We start from the raw sequence: 20,134 nt of genomic DNA, 5'->3' as shown, positions 1-20,134 counted from the left end.
AATTCAACCACCGCCCAAGCCGCCCCCTACGCTCCCCCTCTTCCTAACTTCGCGCCCTCTCAATCAGTTCTTATACTCCCCCACATCAATCTCGAACTTCTTTACCCTGTGCCACAGGCTCCGCGGCTTGATGCCCAGAATATCTGCTGCCTTGGCCTGTATGCCGCCTGAGCGTTGCAGGGCAGCGCAGATGATTTGGCGTTCCATGGCTGCGAGGTAGTCGTCCAGCGACGTCCCGTCTCCGCCTTTGGGCGTTGTTTCTGGCGCGTGGTCTGCGTGCGCCGTGTCTGCCAGCGGGTGGGGTGGGGTGGTGAGGGAGGTGTCGTCGGCGGCCAGCACGGAGGCGCGTTCCACGTGGTTTTTCAACTCGCGGATGTTCCCTTTCCATTCCCGCGCCATGAACAGATGTAGCATTTCCGGCGGGCAGGTGTGGTCGCGGCCAAGCTGCTCCAGAAAGTGGTTCACAAGGGCGGGGATGTCTTCGCGGCGTTCGCGGAGCGGCGGGATGTGGATGGGGAAGACGTTGAGGCGGTGGTAGAGGTCCTCGCGGAAAGTGCCGTCCGCCACCATCTGCGGCAGGTCGCGGTTGGTGGCCGCAATGATGCGTACGTCAAAGCGGCGGGCCTTGGTCGCGCCAAGACGCGTGCACTCGCCGTTCTCCAGCATCCGCAAAATCTTAGCCTGTGTGGCCAGCGGCATATCGCCGATCTCATCCAGAAACAGGGTGCCTTTGTGCGCCAATTCGAATTTGCCGGGCTTGGCTGAGGTTGCGCCTGTAAAGGCTCCTCGCTCGTGTCCGAAAAGCTCGCTCTCCAGGAGCTGGTCCGGGATGGCCGCGCAGTTCACCGCCACAAAGGCGGCGTCGGCGCGGCGGCTGCATTTGTGGATGCCTGCGGCGATAAGCTCCTTGCCTGTGCCGGATTCACCCGTCACAAGCACGGTGGCGTCCGTGGGCGCGACCTTGGCGGATTGCGTGAGCACCTCGCGCATGGTGCGGCTTTGGCACACGATGTCCGGGAACAGTGATTTTGCGTCCAGCGCGCTGAGGACGTTGGACACCTGCATGAACAGGTCGTCGAGGATGGCGGGGTCGGTCTCGGGCGTGTCGCGGCCTTCGTCTTCAGCCACGTCCGGCAGGATGCTGATGGCCCGCGCCCGCTTCAAAAAGCGCTGGAGCGGGCCTGTGAGCCAGCGAAAGGCCAGCAGGGAGGCCACAAAGCACACCCCGCCCGCCACAATACACAGCGCGGCAAGCCGCGCCTCGGGATTATGGGCAAACTCCGGGTGCACATAGGTCAGCACGCGGTCCGTGAACAGGACCGCAAACACCGTCGCCCCGGCAAGGACGAAGGGAACCAGAAAGCCAAGACCGATGCGCAGCCGCATAGCATTATCCCGCCATTTTGGTGAGGTCCCACATGGGCAGGAACACGGCCAGCGCAAAGAAGCCCACAACCGCGGCCAGAACAAGGATGAGAATCGGGCCAATGAGTTCGGCCATCTTCTTCACCTGATATTCCACTTCGTAGTCGTAGTGAGCGGCAACTTCGCGCAGCATTTCATCAAGATTACCGGACTCTTCACCAATGGCGATCATGTTGATGATGAGTGGCGTAAAAAATGGCGACGAGCGCAGCGGCTTGGAAATGCCCTTGCCCTCTTGAAGTTCATCCTTGAGTCCCTCAAAAACGCGCTCGATGGCGGCGTTGCCGATGGTCTTGGACAACACGTCCACGGAGTGGATGACGGACACGCCGCTGGACTGCAGCAGGGCGAAGATGGCCGCAAAGCGCGACATGGCGGCCTTGAGCATCACCTTGCCGATGAGCGGGGATTTGAGCAGCGCGGTGTCCTTCACAAGGCGCCCCTGTGGCGTACGCACGTACATGACAAGGGCGATAACACCCAGCACGGTTCCGCCAAGGATAAACGGCCAGTAGGCGTTCAGCCCCTCGTACAGAAAGATGCACACCTTGGTGGGCATGGGCAGTTCAATGCCCGCGGAGCGGAAAATGCCCATAAATTTCGGGATAACGAAGGTTAAGAGGAACAGGAACGCGCCAAACAGGGCCGTGACCACGATGGCCGGGTAGGTCAGCGCGGACTTGATCTGCTGTTTGATCTCAAACTCGTGCTGGATGATGTAGATGAGGCGCTCCAGCACCTCGGACAAGTTACCGCTGACCTCACCGGCGCGGAGCATGCTGCAGTAGAGGTTGTCGAAAATGTGCGGGAATTTGCTGAAGGCCTCGTACAGCGAATAGCCTTGGCGGATGTCCTTTTCCATGCTGATGACGGCTTTTTTCAGCTTGGGGTTCTCGGTCTGCTGTTCCAGCACTTCAAGAACGCTGAGGATGGACAGGCCCGCGTTGACCATGGTCCTGAACTGCTTGGTGAACAGGATAAGGTCACTTGCTGTAACTGTGGCGATAACCTCGTCCAGCTTTTTCAGGCTGAGTCCGGTGCCGATGCCCGCCGGGCGAACATCCGAGGGGATGTAGCCTTGCGAGACGACCAGTTCCATGGCCATTTCCTGACTTTCGGCCTCCACCACGCCTGTGATGGAGGAGCCGCTGTCCGTCAGTGCCTGATATTTGTACTTTTGCATACTGTGTGGACCTTTTAGATGAGGACGGTTGAGGCGGCCTCTTCAAGGGTTGTCACGCCCTGCAGAACCTTGAGCGCGGCGTCCTGCTTGAGGGTGTGCAGCGTGCCGGCGGCAACGGCCGCGCGGGTGATGTCCGCCGCCGAGGCGCGGTTCATGATGAGGTCCTGAATGGATTCGTCGATTTCCAGCACCTCAAAGACGGCCACACGTCCGGCGTAGCCGGTGTTTTTGCACATGCGGCAGCCCTTGCCCCGGTAGTAGGTGTGCCCGGACTCGGGCAGGCCCATGGCGCGCAGGGCCGGCGCCGGGGGCTGGTACTCCTCAAGGCAGTGCGGGCAGCTTTTGCGCACCAGACGCTGGGCAATGGAGACCAGCAGCGTGGAGGCGACGAGGAACGGTTCAATGCCCATGTCGATAAGGCGTGTGACCGCGCCCGCGGCGTCGTTGGTATGCAGGGTGGAGAGCAGGCGGTGGCCGGTCATGGCGGCCTGTACGGCAATGCCCGCCGTCTCCGCGTCGCGGATTTCGCCGACAAGGATGACGTCCGGGTCCTGACGCAGGATGGAGCGCAGACCGCTGGCGAAGGTCATGCCCGCGCGGCGGTTCAGCTGCACCTGTCGAATCTTGGGCACGCGGTATTCCACCGGGTCCTCAAGGGTGACGATATTGATGTCCGAGTTGTTCAGCCGCTTCAGGGCGGCGTAGAGGCTGGTGCTCTTGCCGCTGCCGGTGGGGCCGGTGGTCAGAATCATGCCATAGGGTTTGGACAGCGCGTTTTGGACCTTGGCGTAGTCTGGCTCGCTCATGCCGAGGTCTTCCAGCTTGGCGACGTCGCCGTCGCGCGCCAGCAGACGCAGGATGATATTTTCGCCGTGGATGGTGGGCAGGCTGGACGCGCGGACGTGGATTTCCTTCTTTTCGAACTGGAAGGAAAAGCGCCCGTCCTGCGGAATGCGGGACACCGCAATGTCCATGTGCGCCAGAATCTTCACGCGTGAGACAATGGGCAGGAAATACTTTTTGGGCGGCGCGGGAACCTCGCGCAGTTTGCCGTCCACACGAAAGCGTAGCTGGATGAATTTCTTTTCCGGACTGATGTGAATATCGCTCGCGCCCTCGCGCACGGCCTGCGAGAGGATGGAGTTCAGCAGTTTGATGACCGGGGCTTCCTTGGCCGCGCCCTCCAGCGAGTCCACCGCGATGTCCTCGTCCGGGGCGGCAAGGTCCGGGCCTTCGTCGGTCTCCACGTCCAGATTTTCCATGGACTCCAGTACGTCGTCGATGTCCGACTGGATGCCGTAGGTGGCGTAGGTCAGCTCCTGCAACTCGCGCTCGGTGCAGATGAGCGGGTCCACTTCCATGTTGGCGTAGATTTCCACGGCATCAATGGCGTTGATGTCCATGGGGTCGGTCATGGCGACGGTGAGCAGGCGGCCCTTGCGGCTGAGGGGCACAAGGTGATGCTTCTGCGCCAGTTCGGCGGGCACGAGGGATTCCGCGCCAACCTCCAGCGGGTAGGTGTCCGGACGGTAGATGGAAATGCCCAGCTGTTCGCTGATAAGCTCCACCATCTGTGACTCTTTCAGGTAGCCCTTTTGGACCAGAAACTGCCCAAGGCGCATGCCGGAGGCCGACTGTTCCTTAAGGATGCCCGGAAGCTCGTTGTCGCCAAGCATTCCGGCCTGAACAAGCATTTCACCAAGTCGTAAGCGTTTGCGAACACTCATGTGTCTCTCCAGACGCGGGTTTCGCGTGTATGCCTGCCGTGGCAGGGTTAAGCGCCGGAGCGGGCCGCGAAGATACGCGTAAAGCCCGTTCCGCCGAAATAGATCATGCCCGGTGTGTTGCCGCCAAGAATCTGTGCGGAAGCGCGTTGGTTCTGCGGCAGGGCGCTCAGGGCCATCTGCGCGGCGTCCTTGGTAGTGTAGACGGCGCGGCGGATGACGCTGAACGTCAGCCCTGTGCGGGGCGAAAAATAGGCGAGGATGCGGCACGCTGTGCAGTCCTCGTGCAGCGCGGCGTAGGCGTCGCGCAAGGTGGCCTTGCGGGCGAGTTCCACCCAGAAGACGGGCGGCAGGCTCTCGGCCGGATAGCTGGCAATGCGCGGAAAGCGCAGGTACTGGCCCGGTTCGATAATGTCGGGGTCCGTGAGCTGGGAATTGGCCGTCAGCACCGGCGGCAGGTCCGCCTCGGCGTAGGCGCCGTAGATGCGCGCCATCATGATGGACAAGGACTCCCGGTGCGGCACAGGCACACTGCCCAGATACCGCGGCGGCTCAAAGGGGGCCGGGACCTCGGTTTGCGGGGCTGTGGTGGCATTGTGTGCCGCGGCGCTGCAGGGAGTGGTCCAGTCTTCGGCTCCTTTCGGCGCCGTGGCGTTGGCGGAAACAGCCACCGAGGGCGGCAGGGCCGAGGCCCGCACCGTGGTGTTGGCATCCAGATGCTGGCCCGCAAGCGGGGCGGCATACTGCGCCACAAGGCGCGAGACGCCGGTTCGGACCTGCGGCGTCAGCGCCGCGAGGGTGGCAAAGCCTGCCACGATGAGCACGACCTGCGCCCAACGGGGCATGCCGCGCCGCGCCGGTGTGGGCAAGCTCTTGGCGCAGGCGCGCACAAGGGCGGCGTCCGCCTTGGTGCCCTTCTTCATGATGAGGGCGAGGATAACCTTGTGGCACAGGGCGACCACCTTGCGCGGGTGGCCGCTTGTGGCTTCGTACAGCGCCGTGTAGGCCCCGCGCGAGAACAGCACCGGCGTGTCGTACGTCTCCGCCGCGAGGGCGATGCGGTGCTCCACCATGCGTGTGGTTTCCGCAAGGGTCAGGGGGCGCAGGGTGATGTGCTCGTTGACGCGGTCGCGTACGTTGTCCATGGCGTAGAGCAGGGTGGTAAACTCGGGCTGGGCAAAGAGGACAATTTGCAGGAGCTTGGCGCTGTTGGTCTCGTAGTTGAGCAGTTCGCGCAGGATTTCCAGACAATCCGCGCTGATTTTCTGCCCTTCGTCCACGATGAGCACCACAAGGGCGCCTTTGTCCACGGCTTTGGTGAACAGGGCGCTTTTGATGGCTTCCTTCATTTCCCACGAGCCGGCCTCCGGGCCGGGGGCCTCGCCTGTAAACTCCGTGCACAGCCAGCGGAGCAGCTCGCGCGAGGAGTCGAAGGACGGGTCCAAAATGAGGTGGGTCTCGGCGTCCTCCACATCCAGATTCCGCAGAAGCTGGCGGCAGAGGGTTGTCTTTCCGAGGCCCACCTCACCGAGTACGATATTGAGGCCGCGCCGCAGGCGAATGGCTATCTCCACCCGGTGCAGGCAATCCATGTGCCCTTCGGACTGATAGAAAAAGTCCGGGTCCGGGGAATTGGAGAAAGGCTCTCTGCCAAAGCCAAGTATGCCGTAGTATTCCATGGCGCGCGCTGGTGCGTCCTCCGGGGCCTAGAGGTCCCCGTCTGCGGCCTCGGCTGCTGCCTCGGCCTTTTCCTTGGCGACTTTTTCGTCGTATTCCTTTTCAAGCTGGTCGATGGTCTTGGTCTCGAAGTTGGGCGTCCACTCTGCGAGGATGGTCGGGGTGATGAAGATCAGCACTTCTTCGAGGTCGTTGGAGCTACTGTCGCTGGAGAACAGCGCGCCAAGGCCGGGCACGTCCTTCAGGCCGGGCACACCGGAATCGCCCTTGCTGGTGCGGCGCTTGGTCAGGCCGGAGATAACCACCGTGTCGGAGTTGCGGGTGACGAGGGTGGTCTCGGTCTGCTTCTTGATGATGTAGGGGTTGCCCTGCACCTCGCGGGTCTGGTCCACTTCGTCCTTTTTGACGAGGATTTTCAGCTTGAGGGTCTCGTCGTCGATGACGTGGGGGGTGATTTCCAGACGCAGGGTGGCGTCCTTCCATTCCACGTCGGCGTTGCCGGCTTCGTCCAGCGAGATGTAGGGAACTTCCGCGCCGTTTTCGGTAAAGGCGGTCTGGTTGTCCAGCGTGGAGATGGACGGGCTGGAGAGGATGCGCAGCTTGTTGTCCTCTTCCAGCGCGGCAAGTTGGGCCTCCAGAATATTGCCACCAAGGTGGCCGAACATCAGGCCAAGGTTCATGCCGCGTCCATCCTCGGGAAAGCCCTTGGGGATGAAGTTGGACACCATGCCGTGGCCGGAGTTACCCGTTGCGCCGGAGTTCAGGTTCGGCGTGCTGCCGCCTGCGATGGGGTCGGCGTCGGTGGCGCCGCCGGACGCGCCGGGGAGCACCCACATATTGTTGTTATGCCCGCCGAGGCCGTCGCTCTTGTATGCGCCGCCCCACTGGACACCCAGTTCACGCGCGGTGTCGGAGTTGGTCTCCACGATGTGGGCCTTCAGGCGGATAAGGCGGCTTGGCCTGTCCAGATACTCGACGATTCTGACAATCTTGCGCAGGTCTTCGGGCACGGCCTGCACGATGAGGGAGTTGCTGTGCTCGTTGACCTCAACGTTGCCGCGGGATTTGCCTTCGCTGTCCTGCGTGAGGAGCTTGTTGAGGTTCTCCTTCAGGCCGGCGGCGTCGGCGTAGCGGACCTTGAGCAGGGTGGAGGCCAGCGGCTGGCGGTTTTTCAGCTCGCTCAGCTTGATGGCGGTTTCCAGGTCATCCGGCGTCATAACGCGCAGGATGTCGCCCTGCCACTCGTAGGTGAGGCCGTTGGTCTTGATGATGCTCTGGAAGATTTCCTTCCAGGGCTGCTTGACGATGTTGACGTTCACCGAGCCGGTCACATTGGGGCTGACGATGATGCTCTGGTCGGCGATGCGCCCAAGGGCTTGCAGCACGGCCACGATGTTGGCGTCGTGCATTCTGAGGGACGCTTCCATGTCGGGGAGGTCGCGCTCCTCGATGGCGGCGGTGTCCTCCTGAGCGGGAATGATGGCTTCCTGCTTGTGAGGTTTGTACGCCGGGGAGTAGCCCTGCGACTGCGACGCGATGGTCTTCCACTTGTCGAGGAAGTGCTTGGTGTCCATGGACTCCTTGTCGTGGGCGCAACCGGTGATGACCAGTGCCAGACACAGGGTCAGGGCGCCGAGCAGAATGACCTTAGTGCTGCGGAGTTCTCTGCGCATCTCTGTCCTCGGTGAAGGTTATGGTGTCCTCGGTGATGGGGACGATGATGTGTTCTCTCATGCCACCTGCTGTTTCGGGGCGTTCCAGCCGGAGAGCATCTTCCCCGATGGCGACCACGAAGCATCCTTCCTCGTTCAGGCGTTCGCCCACGCCAAATTCCTCGCCGTTGACGATGGCCAGCCTGCGGCTGCCCAGCTTGACGAAGCCGCTGTACGTAAAGTCCGTGCTGTTGGTGGTCACCAGCACGTCTTGGGCTTTGACGTCGCTGTCCGACAGGACGACCTTGAGGAACGGGTCGGCGATTTCCGTGCCCTCGGCGAGGGCTATTTTGTACATATCCAGCTCGCTGGGGTGCTCTTTGGCGACGGAGGTACGCATTTCGCGGACCATGGCCTTGAGGTCGGCGGCGGCCACGGCGTTGGCCGTGGCGTCCACGCGGGTGGTGGTGCCGAACAGGAGCGTATAGCCGCCATAGAGGATGGCCGCGCCCATGAGGCATATGAGTACAATTTCACGCTTTTGCATGTGTCTTCTCCCTCGTATCGGCTAGCCGCTTTGAACCGCGACCCATGTCTTGAGTTGGAAGCGGGTTTCGCCGGGGGCCTCGGTCACACGCATGTGCTCGATGCGCCGCAGGTAGGACAGGGCGCCAAGCTCCACGTAGAATTCCCGAAAGTCCTCAAGGTTGCCGGTGACGGTGATGTCCACAGCCATGCGCCCGGTCTCCATGGCCAGCGAAAGCGGGTCGCACACCACGGACTGGGGCGTCAGGTTGCAGCTGCGGGCCAGCGCGCTGATGTCGGGCTGGACGCCGCCGATGCGGTCGTTGGTGAGGGTGGTCGGCTCGGGCAGCGGCAGGGTGGAGGCGCGCGTTTTGAGCGTTTTGGCGAACTCGGCGTACACCGGGAACAGAATTTTCTGGCGCTGGCGCGTTGCCTCGGCCTTGACGATGTCGTCCTTCAGGGCCGCTGTGCTGGCGGCGGAGCGGAAGTTAAACAGCGCAAAGAACCCGGCGGCAATGGCCACGCAGATGACGGTCCGCAGGATGTTGCGTTTGGTGAGTGTGGGTGTGCTGGGCATGTCCGGCTACCTTTCCACGTTGACGTGCAGGATAAAGTGCAAGCCCGTATTGGCGCCACGGCCCACCAGTTCGCGGCTGTGGACCACGGGGTCCGAGAACAGCGGCGAGCTTTGCAGGGTGACGATGTAGGACGCCAGAATGGAGTCGCGCGACTCTTCGGCGTCGGGGATGGTGCCTTCAAGGACGAGCAGGCGCGGCGGCTCGGTGTTGCGGGCGCGGCGGGCGCGTTTGTCCTTCTTGGGTGCGGCTTCGGCCCCGAGGGTCAGGTCCAGTTGCCGGATTTTAACGGATTCCGGCGTCAGGGTGCCGACCTCGCGCAGAACGGCCAGCCCCTCGTACTTGCGGGCGAGGGCTTTGAGGTCGCGCTGTTTGTTTTGCACCTGCGACGCCATCTTGAGCAGCAACTGCTCGTTGATGGGCGGGGCGTAGGCGGCAATTTGCCTGTTGACGGCGTCCAGCTTGGTCTGCACGGCGCTTTCCTGCATGCTCTGCCAGCCGAACACACCGCCCAGCAGGGCGATGGCGGCGAGGAAGGTCGCGTAGATAATGCGCGCCTGCCGCGCGGCTTGCCAGTCCCGGTCGCGCTGGGCGTAGTTGCGCAGCAGGTTCGGGGTGGTTGCCGTGTCCGAGAAGGCGAGGGCCGCAGGGAGGTTGAATTCCATACGCCGCGCCTCGGAGCGGGGCGGCGCGGTTTCGGCGCTGGCCAGCGTGGACGACGCCAGTGGATCAAAGAGGCCGCAGTCCAGCGAGAGCTGCTCGCACAGAAAGTTTCGGATGGGCGCACTGGCCGCCACCTGTCCGGACAGCAGGATGCGCCGGACCGCGTCGCCGCCTTCGGCGTTGACGTAGTGGTTGAAGGTGCGCTCAATCTGCCGCACAAGGCGGTCGAGGGCCGGACGGATAAGGGCCATGACCTCGTCGGTGCTGAGTTCCGCGCCGGGGGCGTTGTCGTCGATGGACTCCCCAAGCAGCCGCGCGAGGATGAGCGCCTTGGCTTCGTCGTCGGTAAGTTCGGTGGCCGGGGCGGGAGTCGGCGCGGCGGGCGCTGGCTCCTCTGGGTGGACCTCCAGCTCAAAGTCCACGCCGTCCAGTGAGGTTGGCGCGTGGTCTGTGGCTTCCATGTCCAGGTCAATGACCGGGACGTCGTCCTCGGCCGGCTGCGGGGCGACTGCGGGCATGGAGTAGGCGGCCTGAAGCTCCTCCACCATGCTGCCCAGGCCGGCCTTGATGCCGCGGCTCATGACAAGGTTGTCGCCGTCGAACACATCAATGCGCGACCAGCCGCGGCCGATGAAGACCGAGGCGCAGGTGCCGGAGCCGCGCGCCAAATCCGTGGAGCGGATGGCGGTTTGCAGGGCCAACGGCGGGATGGTTGCGCCTGCGGGCTCAAAGCCGGCATCGCGCAGCATATCCACGGAGCGTTTAAGGGCCTTGCGGGGCACGGTGTAGGCGATGGCCTGCAGCTTGGGGATGCCTTTGTCCAGCACCTCGCCCTGCACTTCAAAGTCCAGAAGCTGTTCGGCTTCATTGATGGACTTGTCGCGCTTGATGGCCCAGCAGAAGGTTTCTGATTCGCGCTTTTTGGGTACCTTTGGGATGCGCACGCGCCACAGGTCGGCCTCCGCAGTGGGAACAAGCACCCAGATGTCGGGATTGGTGCTGCCTGCTACGGCGGAAATTTGCATGCGCAGGAACTCGGCAAAGCCCGCGCTGCCCGGTCCGGCTTGCGGCGGGTAGGGGGCTTCGCGCAGGGTGCGGAGCATGGTGCGGCCGCCGCTGCGTTCCATAACGGCAATGCGCAGCGCGTACGGGGCGATGTCCAGCCCAAGGGTGACGCCCTTGGCCTTGCCGCCACGCAGTGCGCCGCGTGTGTCCTTTGGTGATGTGGAGCCGTCTGCCGATTGAACGGTTGACGCCGTCGTCTCAGCCACGTGAGCTGACGGTGCTGATGAGGCGTCCCCCCGGATCGTCCTCAGCAGGCGCTCCGTAGAGCTAGAGTCATTACGAGTCGCCAATTCCCCCTCCGTCTCAGCAAGCGGCCAGCGGCGCGCCCCTGCGATTGGGTGGTCGTGAACAGGATGTGGCCGACATGGCCACAAGGAAATATTTCCAAAATAATATAAGCAAGGGGTGTGTCCCGCGCTCCTTCCCCCCCCCCGAGATAGCGCGCAAAAAAGGAACGACCTATTACAAACACCGTTTACGTTATGTCAATGCCATTGCCAAGAAAATAGGGGTGTCTCCCTATTAGGCTGGGAATTGATAGGTATTTCCCATGGGAAAGGCCGGCTGGACTGGTGCGCAGGAGCGCGTATTCCGCACGTCCACTGAGGGGGCAGCGGAGCCGTCTGCGACGCGGCTTCGCACAGCAGTGCGCCACAGCCCCGTCGCCCTCCCCGGTGTGTGTCTTGGCCTTCCGTTTGCGCGCAAAAGCGGGCATGCTGATGCTGACGCGCGTGGGTATGGCGCGCGCACTGTGGCACTGCCATTGCAGAAAACCACGGTGGGCCAACACTTTTCGTAAACAGCCACATCGTTGTAAGCGCAATTATATCGCGATGGCAATACATGAAATCAGCATCTGAGGTTTGGGATGAAGAGGCATATTTTGCGGCTGGCGCTACCTGTGCTCTGCGCGCTTGTGTGTGTGCTGCCGTTTGGCGGTGACGCGGGCGCGGCTCCGGTGCGGGGGAATATCCTGTACCTGAACTCCTACCATGACGGGTATTCGTGGTCCGACGATATATTCGAGGGACTGCGCGAAGGCTTGCAGGGCCACAGCGAGGTGGAGTTGCAGGTGGAGTATATGGACTACAAGAAGTACGAGCTCGGCTTCCTGTCGTCCCTGCTTGGCGACTTGTACAAGCGGAAATTCCGGGGCATGCACTTTGACGTCATCGTCCTGTCCGACAACAACGCTTTCAATTTTTATCTTGAACGCGGGGCGGAGTTGTTTCCCGGCGTCCCGGCGGTCTTTTGTGGCATCAACGACTTTTCGCCGGAGGTGATCTCCGGGCGCGACATGACGGGCGTGGTGGAAAACTTTGACGTAGCCGATACCCTTGGCATCGCCCTCAAATTCCACCCTGAAAAGAAGCGCCTTGTCATTATTGGTGATGAGTCCGTCACCGGCGTGGCCATCCGTAACCAGCTGCTGGATGCCACCCCCCGCTTCAAGGACAGGCTGGACGTGGAGTACTGGTCTGGATTCGACACCGACGAACTGCGCAAGCAGGTGCGCGAGGCCTCGGACGACACGTTTTTCTTCTTCATCCCCTTCTATCAGTCCATCAAGGGGCGCTTTTATTCCGCGGCGGAGCTGTTGGAGATTGCGTCCCGGAATACGTCGTCGCCCATCTACTCCAGTTGGGAGTTTCTCCTAGGGCATGGGATTGTCGGCGGCAAGCTGCTTTCCGGGCAGGAGCATGGGCGCAAGGCCGCGGAACTCGCCCTGCGCGTGCTTGGCGGCGAGCGGGCTGGGGATATCCCCGTGGTGCATTCCACCCCCAGCCGTTTCGAATTCGACTACAACCAACTGCAGAAGATGGGCATTGATGAGAGCGAATTGCCCGTGGACAGCATCATCGTCAACGCGCCCAAGGCGTTTTACGAGGTGGACCGCGGGCTGTTCTGGACCATCATGGTGAGTTTCTTCCTGCTGATGGTGACGACGCTGTTTCTTGTGCGCAACATCGCCCGCCGCCGCATGGCGGAGATGGAGATGGAAAAGCAGTTGTCCTTTCAGGAAATCCTCATGGACACCATCCCCATGCTGGTGACGTGGAAGGGCCGCAAGCAGATTTACCTTGGTGCCAACCGCTACTTTGCGGATTTCTTTGGCCTTGCCTCGCCCAGCAAGATTATAGGGCGCAAGGAATCCGCCATCCCGGTGCTCAATGACTACCTGCAATGGGATGAGCCGCTGGATAGGCAGGTCATGGAGACGGAGCGTCCCATCCGCCGCCAGCGCCGGACGGTCATCAATGCCAAGGGCCAGACCTGCGTGCTGGAAGTGAACAAGGTGCCCCTGCTTGACGAGAAAGGGAGCGTCATGGGCACCCTGACCACGGGCGAGGACGTCACCAAGGAAGCCAACCTTGAAAAGCAACTGCTCCAGTCGCAAAAGATGGAAGCCATCGGCACGCTGGCGGGCGGTATTGCCCATGATTTCAATAATATCCTTACGTCCATCATCAACTCCACGGAGCTGGCCCAGTTGGATGTGGACACCCAGACCCCGGCGGGGCAGGATTTGGAGCGCGTGCTCAAGGCCGCGCAGCGCGGCAGTGGATTGGTCAAAAAAATTCTGACCTTCTCGCGCCCCTCGCAGGAGGGCTTCCAATATGTCAAGATTGAGGACGTGGTGCGCGACGCCGTGGGACTGCTCAAGGCCTCTCTGCCGCGCAATATCAAGGTCACCACGCAGATAGGCAATGAAATGGGCACCTGCCTTGCGGACCCGACGCAGATTCATCAAGTGGTGATGAACCTGTGCACCAACGCCTTCCACGCGCTGCGGCCCACAGGCGGACGGCTGGAGATTACGCTGGAGACCGAGGAAATCGACGTCTCCACCTCCGAGCTGCGCAACCTGCCGCCGGGCAGCTATGCGGTGCTGACCGTGGCGGACAATGGTCCCGGCATTCCGCCCGAGATTGTGGACAAGATTTTTGATCCGTTCTTCACCACCAAGGGCAAGGCCGAGGGCACCGGCCTTGGGCTTGCCGTGGTGCTGGGCATCATCAAGGTGCACAAGGGCAGTGTGGAAGTGACCAGCGCGCCGGGAATGCGGACCGCTTTCGTCGTCAGATTGCCGCGCGTGGCAAAAGAGACTGGCGAGAGTGCCGGGAGCGTGGTATCCGCAACTCCCGGACAGGGACGCATCCTCTTCGTCGAAGACGACCCGGACCAGCTAGCCACCATCCCCCGCGTTTTGGAAATGCTGGGATACCGCGTGGTGCCCGTGCACGACGCGGCAGCCGGGCTGGACCGCATCGCCCACGACGACACGCCGTTTGACCTTGTCATCACGGACTATGACATGCCGGGGCAAAACGGTGTGGAATTGGCCCGCAGTCTTGCCGAGGTGTCGCCCGGCATGCCCGTGCTCATGGTCTCCGGACGCGAGCGGGCGGTGCAGGCGGCGCAGGCCATGCCAAACATCGTGAAGGTTGTGCTTAAACCCTACGACAGAAACACCCTGTCCGAAGCCATAAGGGAAATCTTGCAGACCAATGCTCAATGACGAGAACATATTCGGGAACATCCTCGTTGTGGACGACGACCCCGAGGTCCGCGGGACCATGGAGAGCCTGCTGGGGCGCATGCTCCTGCACTGCGAAACCGCGGGCACGCTGGCTGATGGCCTGCGGGCCATGCGCGAGCGCGACTTCGACGTGGTCTTCCTCGACGTCCGTCTGCCCGACGGCAACGGACTGGATGCGCTTCCCGAAATCAAATCCATCCCCGGTTCGCCGGAAGTCATTATCCTCACCGGGCAGGGTGACCCGGATGGGGCGGAATTGGCCATTCAGGGCGGCGTGTGGGACTACTTGGTCAAGCCAACGCCCATCAAGCAGACCATGCTCAGCGTGCAGCGCGCCCTCAAGTACCGCGAGGAAAAGCGCGCCGAAGCCCCGGTCATTGCCCTGAACCTTGAAAATGTGGTGGGCCATGGCCCTGGCATGCACACCGTCTTTGACCAGATGGCGCAGGCCGCGCGCTCGGCCTCGTCCACCCTCATCACTGGCGAGACCGGCACCGGTAAGGAACTCACAGCCCGCACCATCCACGAAAATGGTCCCCGCCGCGACGGGCGTTTTGTGGTGGTGGACTGCGCTTCCCTCACCGAAACGCTGGTGGAGAGTACGCTCTTCGGCCACCGCAAGGGCGCGTTCACCGGCGCGGACAAGGACCGTACGGGGCTGGTCAAAATGGCCGACGGCGGCACCCTGTTCCTCGACGAAGTCGGCGAGATGCCCCTTTCCCTCCAGAAGTCCTTCCTGCGCGTTTTGCAGGAAAAGCGCTTTAGGCCCGTAGGCTCCACGCAGGAGGAAAAGAGCGACTTCCGCCTCATTGCGGCCACCAACAAGGACCTTGAGTCCATGGTCCGGGACAGTGACTTCCGCGAGGACCTGCTGTTCCGTCTCAAGACCATCACCATTGAACTGCCGCCCCTGCGCAGCCGCGCCGAGGACATCCGTCCGCTGGCCATTCATCACATCAACAAGCTGTGCGAGGACTACAAGCTGCCCGTCAAGGGCTTTGGGTCGGACTTTTTTGATGTGCTTGGAGCCTATGGCTGGCCCGGCAACGTCCGCGAGTTGTTCAACGTGCTGGAGCGTGCCTTTGTGGCCTCCGGGCAGGAAAAGACGCTGTACGCCATGCATTTGCCGCAGGACGTGCGCATCAAGGTTGCCAAGGCCACGCTGGAGGGCGGCAAGGACGACCAGCCCGCATCCGCGCCCGGCATGCCGCCTGCCGGTGGCCCGGCGCAGGACGCCGCCTCATGGCTGGAGGCGCAGTTTGACGGCCAGGTGCCCAGCCTCAAGGACTTCAAGTCCCGCATGGAGAAGCATTATCTGGAGTATCTTCTCCAGCGCTATGACGGCGAACTGTCTACAATTCTTGAGATTTCCGGTCTTTCCCGCTCGCATTATTATGCGCTGCTGAAGAAGATGGGCATCTCTTCAAAATGATGTTTCGGTTGTCCTTTTTTTCAGACAGCTGACACTTTGTCCGAAAAAACAGACCGCAGGCCGGTCCCGGTGGGCGCATGCCGTCCACCCGTTGATTTCAGCGCTTCGGCGGATTTTTTGTGGACAACTTATACTCGAAATGGAAGGAAGAAGATGGTAGTGGCTGTATGCCACTGGTTGAGCGAATAAACAGGTGCGCGGGCATTTCGTCCGAAAAAACAGACTTTCCGGCCGCGGGAGCGGCTGGTGGGTTCGTACGGTTTATCGCCAATTTCCCGGTTTTGCAGGGAAAAAGAAATGGTAAGGTTCTGGCACGGTTCTTGTTGGCTTTGTGGCGCTTTTCCCACATGTCCGCGGGTTCCGTGCCGATGCATCGGAAACCGTTTCATGAATCTTAAGGAGAGGATTTATGCCTAAACACATGAAGACCATGGATGGCAATACAGCCACAGCGCATATCGCATATGCGCTGTCCGACTGTTCCGCCATCTATCCCATCACCCCGTCGTCCACCATGGGCGAGGTGGCTGATGAAATGGCAGCACAGGGCCGCAAGAACATCTTCGGCCAGATTGTGAACGTCAAGCAGATGCAGTCCGAGGCGGGCGCCGCTGGTGCCGTTCACGGTTCCCTGGCTGCCGGCGCGCTGACCTCTACGTTCACCGCGTCTCAGGGTCTGCTGCTGATGATCCCCAACATGTACAAGATCTCCGGCGAGCTGCTGCCCGGCGTGTTCCACGTCTCCGCACGCGCCCTTGCCGCGCACGCTCTGTCCATCTTTGGCGATCATCAGGACGTCATGGCCTGCCGCCAGACCGGCTTCGCCATGCTGGCCTCCGCATCCGTGCAGGAAGCCATGGACCTCGCTCTGGTCGCGCACCTGTCCGCCATCGACAGCAACGTTCCGTTCATGCACTTCTTTGACGGCTTCCGTACCTCTCATGAGATTCAGAAGATCGAAGTCATCGACTACGAGGACATCAAGAAGATCGTTAACTGGGAAGCCATCGAAGAGTTCCGCCAGCGCGGAGCCAATCCGGAACACCCCGAGATTCGCGGCACCGCCCAGAACCCCGATATCTACTACCAGGGCCGTGAGGCATGTAACTCGTTCTACAACGAGCTGCCCTCCATCGTTCTGGAGAACATGAAGAAGGTCGAGTCCATCACCGGCCGCCGCTACCGCCTGTTCGACTACGTCGGCCACGAGGAAGCAGAGCGCGTCATCATCGCCATGGGCTCCGGCTGTGAAGCCATCGAAGAGGTCATCAACCACCTCGTCGCCAAGGGCGAGCGCGTTGGCCTCGTGAAGGTGCGCCTGTTCCGCCCCTGGTCCACCGACGCTCTGCTGTCCGTGGTGCCGGCTACCGCCACCTCCATCACCGTGCTCGACCGCACCAAGGAACCCGGCGCACTGGGCGATCCGCTCTACCAGGACGTCTGCACCGCTTTCATGGAACGCGGCGAAATGCCCACCATCGTTGCCGGCCGCTACGGCCTGGGCTCCAAGGAGTTCACCCCCGGCATGGTCAAGGCCATCTTCGACAACATGAAGGTGAACCAGCCCAAGACCAAGTTCAACGTGGGCATCAACGACGACGTCACCCACACTTCCCTCGAAGTGTCCGACGTGGTCGACACCACCCCCGAAGGCACCGTGCAGTGCAAGTTCTGGGGCCTGGGTGCTGACGGCACCGTTGGCGCCAACAAGAGCGCCATCAAAATCATCGGCGACAACACCGACATGTTCGCTCAGGGATACTTCGCCTACGACTCCAAGAAGTCCGGCGGTATCACCATCTCTCACCTGCGCTTCGGTGAAAAGCCCATCCAGTCCACCTACCTCATCAACCATGCCGACTACGTGGCCTGTCACAACCCGGCCTACGTGCACCAGTACGACCTGCTGGACGGCATCAAGGACGAAGGCGTGTTCGTGCTGAACTGCCCCTGGTCCGTTGAGGAGATGGAAAAAGAAATCCCCGCTTCCCTCCGCCGCGAAATCGCAGAGAAGAAGCTGAAGTTCTACACCATCGACGCCGTGAAGATCGCCGGCGAAGTGGGCCTTGGCGGCCGTATCAACATGGTCATGCAGACCGCGTTCTTCAAGCTCGCCAACGTCATTCCCTTCGATCAGGCCGTGAAGCTCCTCAAGGACGCTATCGTCAAGGCCTACGGCAAGAAGGGCGAGAAGATCGTCAACATGAACCACCAGGCTGTGGACAAGGCCGCCGACGCTATCGTCGAGGTCAAGGTGCCCGAGTCCTGGCTGACCGCTGCCGACGACTGCTGCTGCGGCGCCAAGGCCGAGCCCGAGTACATCACCGACGTGGTTCGTCCCATCCTCGCCCAGAAGGGCGACGATCTGCCCGTGTCCGCCTTCGAGGCTGACGGTCTGGCTCCTGTTGGCACCGCTGCCTTTGAAAAGCGCGGCGTCGCCATCAACGTGCCCGAGTGGATCCCCGAAAACTGCATCCAGTGCAACCAGTGCTCCTTTGTGTGCCCCCACGCCGCCATTCGTCCCTTCGTGGCCAATGAGAATGAGCTGGACGGCGCCCCCGAGACCTTCGCAACCATCGATGTGAAGGCCCCCAAGGAAATGAAGGGCATGAAGTACCGCATGCAGGTTTACGCTCAGGATTGCCTCGGCTGCGGCAACTGCGCAGACATCTGCCCCGCCAAGGACAAGGCTCTCGTCATGAAGCCCCTGCACACCCAGCTCGACGCTCAGGTGGAGAACCTCGACTTCGCTTCCGCCAACATCAGCGACAAGAGCGACCTGCTCGCCAAGCGCGACAACGTGAAGAACTCCCAGTTCTTCCAGCCGCTCATCGAGTTCTCCGGTGCCTGCGCCGGCTGTGGAGAGACCCCCTACGTGAAGGTGCTGACCCAGCTCTTCGGTGAGCGCATGGTCATCGCCAACGCCACCGGTTGCTCCTCCATCTGGGGCGCTTCCGCACCCACCACGCCTTACTGCACCAACCGCAACGGCCACGGCCCGACCTGGGGTAACTCCCTGTTCGAGGACGCCGCCGAATTCGGTTACGGCATGTCCATGGGTGTCATCCAGCGCCGCAACAAGCTCGCCGACCTCGTGCAGGAAGCCATCGCTTCCGACATCCCGGCCGAGCTGAAGGAAACCATGCAGAACTGGCTGGACAACAAGGACGACGCCGACCTCTCCAAGAAGTACGGCGATCAGCTCCGCGGCCAGCTGTGCGAAGTGGCTCCCACCGCGCTCCTCGACGAGATCTTCTCCATGGAAGACCTCTTCACCAAGAAGTCCTTCTGGGTCTTCGGTGGCGACGGCTGGGCCTACGACATCGGCTTCGGCGGCGTGGACCACATCCTCGCTTCCGGCGAAGACGTCAACGTGTTCGTCATGGACACCGAGGTGTACTCCAACACCGGTGGCCAGTCCTCCAAGGCAACGCCTCTCGGCTCCATCGCCAAGTTCGCTGCCTCCGGTAAGAAGACCGGTAAGAAGGACCTCGGCCAGATGGCTATGACCTACGGATACGTCTACGTGGCCTCCGTGGCCATGGGCGCCAACAAGCAGCAGATGATGAAGGCCATCAAGGAAGCAGAAGCTTACCCCGGTCCTTCCCTGATCATCTGCTACGCTCCCTGCATCAACCAGGGCATCCGTAAGGGCATGGGCCGCTCCCAGTACGAGCAGGAACTGGCCGTCAAGTCCGGTTACTGGCCCCTGTACCGCTACAACCCCCAGCTCGCTGAAGAAGGCAAGAACCCCTTCATCTTCGAGTCCAAGGACCCCGACGGTACCATTCAGGAGTTCATGGGCGGCGAAAACCGCTACGGCCTGCTGGAACGTACCTTCCCCGAGGAGTCCAAGAAGCTCCGCGCAGCCATCGAGCAGCAGTACATGCACCGCTTCGAGTACTACAAGTCTCTCGCAGCGCTCGAAGGCCCCAAGGTCGTCAGCCCCGACGACGTTGAGCTGAAGGGTGGCGATGCTGGCGACCAGTGCGCCACCGCCGCAACCCCCGAGCATGCCCGCCCCGAATCCGGCGACGCATGCGACGACGGCCGCAAGGGCAAATAAGCTCTCGTAAGCCATCGTCATACGACGCTCCCTAAGAGGGGCGCGGCATCTGCCGCGCCCCTCTTTTTTTGTATCCAGCGCTTAGAGGTGTTGATGCGGGAGGAGTGGGGAGGGCTGTGATGAGGGGGAATGGTTGAGAGCGGATGAGGGCTGGGGGAGGGGAGAAGGCGGGAAGGCATTTGCTCCGCAGGCTCAAGGGCCGTGGGCCCTTGAGAATCCCATGTGCGCACAGGCCGGGTGCCGTTGTCGGGGGCAGTCGTCACCCCTGTGTGGCTCTCGTCCGTGTGGATGGGAAGAATTTTTTTTGGGGGGGGGCGTTGGCACTGTATGCAGGGCGGTGAGAATCCCTGTTAGGCGTGGATGAGGAAAAGAGAACGAACAGGAAAAGACAAGAGAACCAGCCCGCCCACCCCTATTTTCGGGGCGGCTTCCGCCCCGAAAATCATGGGGATTCTCAAGGGAATCATTCCCTTGAGCAGCTCTGCTATCTTGATCTCTAAGGCCCTTCGTCCTTTCAGGCCGAACGACCTAAGAGCTCAAGTCGCCGGAGGCCCTCTTCCTTTTTGATTCCCTTCGCCCGCCGAAGGCCCTCTTTCTCTTCAATTG

11 protein-coding genes are annotated in these 20,134 nt (G+C 61.7%); 3 read left to right on the top strand and 8 right to left on the bottom strand.

Going from position 1 to position 20,134, the window contains the following annotated elements; genetic code table 11:
- Nucleotides 1-63 precede the first annotated feature (63 nt).
- The 8 genes from ACI3L3_RS02515 to ACI3L3_RS02480 are packed head-to-tail and all read right to left on the bottom strand — an operon-like array spanning nucleotide 64 to nucleotide 10,695.
- A complete protein-coding gene (locus ACI3L3_RS02515; RefSeq protein WP_404843519.1) occupies nucleotides 64-1,386 on the bottom strand; it encodes a sigma-54 interaction domain-containing protein in 1,323 nt (440 codons plus the stop codon).
- A 4-nt stretch (nucleotides 1,387-1,390) separates the two neighbouring features.
- A complete protein-coding gene (locus tag ACI3L3_RS02510) occupies nucleotides 1,391-2,608 on the bottom strand; it encodes a type II secretion system F family protein (RefSeq protein ID WP_404843518.1) in 1,218 nt (405 codons plus the stop codon).
- Nucleotides 2,609-2,622: 14 nt separating this feature from the next.
- Nucleotides 2,623-4,335: a GspE/PulE family protein gene (locus tag ACI3L3_RS02505; RefSeq protein WP_404843517.1), complete on the bottom strand. Its 1,713-nt coding sequence runs from the start codon at nucleotides 4,333-4,335 to the stop codon at nucleotides 2,623-2,625.
- Between the two features lie 47 nt (nucleotides 4,336-4,382).
- Nucleotides 4,383-6,011, bottom strand: a complete 1,629-nt coding sequence (locus ACI3L3_RS02500; protein ID WP_404843516.1) for an AAA family ATPase — start codon at nucleotides 6,009-6,011, stop codon at nucleotides 4,383-4,385.
- A gap of 27 nt (nucleotides 6,012-6,038) precedes the next feature.
- On the bottom strand, nucleotides 6,039-7,682 hold the full coding sequence (gene pilQ, locus ACI3L3_RS02495) for a type IV pilus secretin PilQ (protein WP_404843515.1): 1,644 nt from the start codon (nucleotides 7,680-7,682) through the stop codon (nucleotides 6,039-6,041).
- The gene (locus ACI3L3_RS02490) at nucleotides 7,657-8,208 is read right to left on the bottom strand and encodes a hypothetical protein (RefSeq protein WP_404843514.1); all 552 of its coding nucleotides are present in this window, start codon (nucleotides 8,206-8,208) and stop codon (nucleotides 7,657-7,659) included. Before ACI3L3_RS02490 ends, pilQ begins: the two co-directional genes overlap by 26 nt.
- A gap of 21 nt (nucleotides 8,209-8,229) precedes the next feature.
- A complete protein-coding gene (locus ACI3L3_RS02485) occupies nucleotides 8,230-8,763 on the bottom strand; it encodes a hypothetical protein (protein ID WP_404843513.1) in 534 nt (177 codons plus the stop codon).
- A gap of 6 nt (nucleotides 8,764-8,769) precedes the next feature.
- A complete protein-coding gene (locus ACI3L3_RS02480) occupies nucleotides 8,770-10,695 on the bottom strand; it encodes a hypothetical protein (protein WP_404843512.1) in 1,926 nt (641 codons plus the stop codon).
- Nucleotides 10,696-11,357: 662 nt separating this feature from the next.
- Here ACI3L3_RS02480 and ACI3L3_RS02475 point away from each other — a divergent pair.
- The 3 genes from ACI3L3_RS02475 to nifJ all read left to right on the top strand — a co-directional run bounded on the left by ACI3L3_RS02475 (nucleotide 11,358) and on the right by nifJ (nucleotide 19,528).
- Nucleotides 11,358-14,009 (top strand): ATP-binding protein, encoded by a 2,652-nt coding sequence (locus tag ACI3L3_RS02475; RefSeq protein WP_404843511.1) that lies wholly within the window; start codon nucleotides 11,358-11,360, stop codon nucleotides 14,007-14,009.
- The gene (locus ACI3L3_RS02470; RefSeq protein WP_404843510.1) at nucleotides 13,999-15,462 is read left to right on the top strand and encodes a sigma-54-dependent transcriptional regulator; all 1,464 of its coding nucleotides are present in this window, start codon (nucleotides 13,999-14,001) and stop codon (nucleotides 15,460-15,462) included. Before ACI3L3_RS02475 ends, ACI3L3_RS02470 begins: the two co-directional genes overlap by 11 nt.
- A gap of 409 nt (nucleotides 15,463-15,871) precedes the next feature.
- Nucleotides 15,872-19,528, top strand: a complete 3,657-nt coding sequence (nifJ, locus tag ACI3L3_RS02465) for a pyruvate:ferredoxin (flavodoxin) oxidoreductase (RefSeq protein WP_404843509.1) — start codon at nucleotides 15,872-15,874, stop codon at nucleotides 19,526-19,528.
- Nucleotides 19,529-20,134 lie beyond the last annotated feature (606 nt).

Source organism: Desulfobaculum sp. SPO524 (genome assembly GCF_044987625.1).
GTDB lineage: Bacteria > Desulfobacterota > Desulfovibrionia > Desulfovibrionales > Desulfovibrionaceae > Desulfobaculum.
The sequence above is the reverse complement of the archived record's forward strand: the minus strand, read 5'-3'. Positions and strand labels throughout refer to the sequence as shown.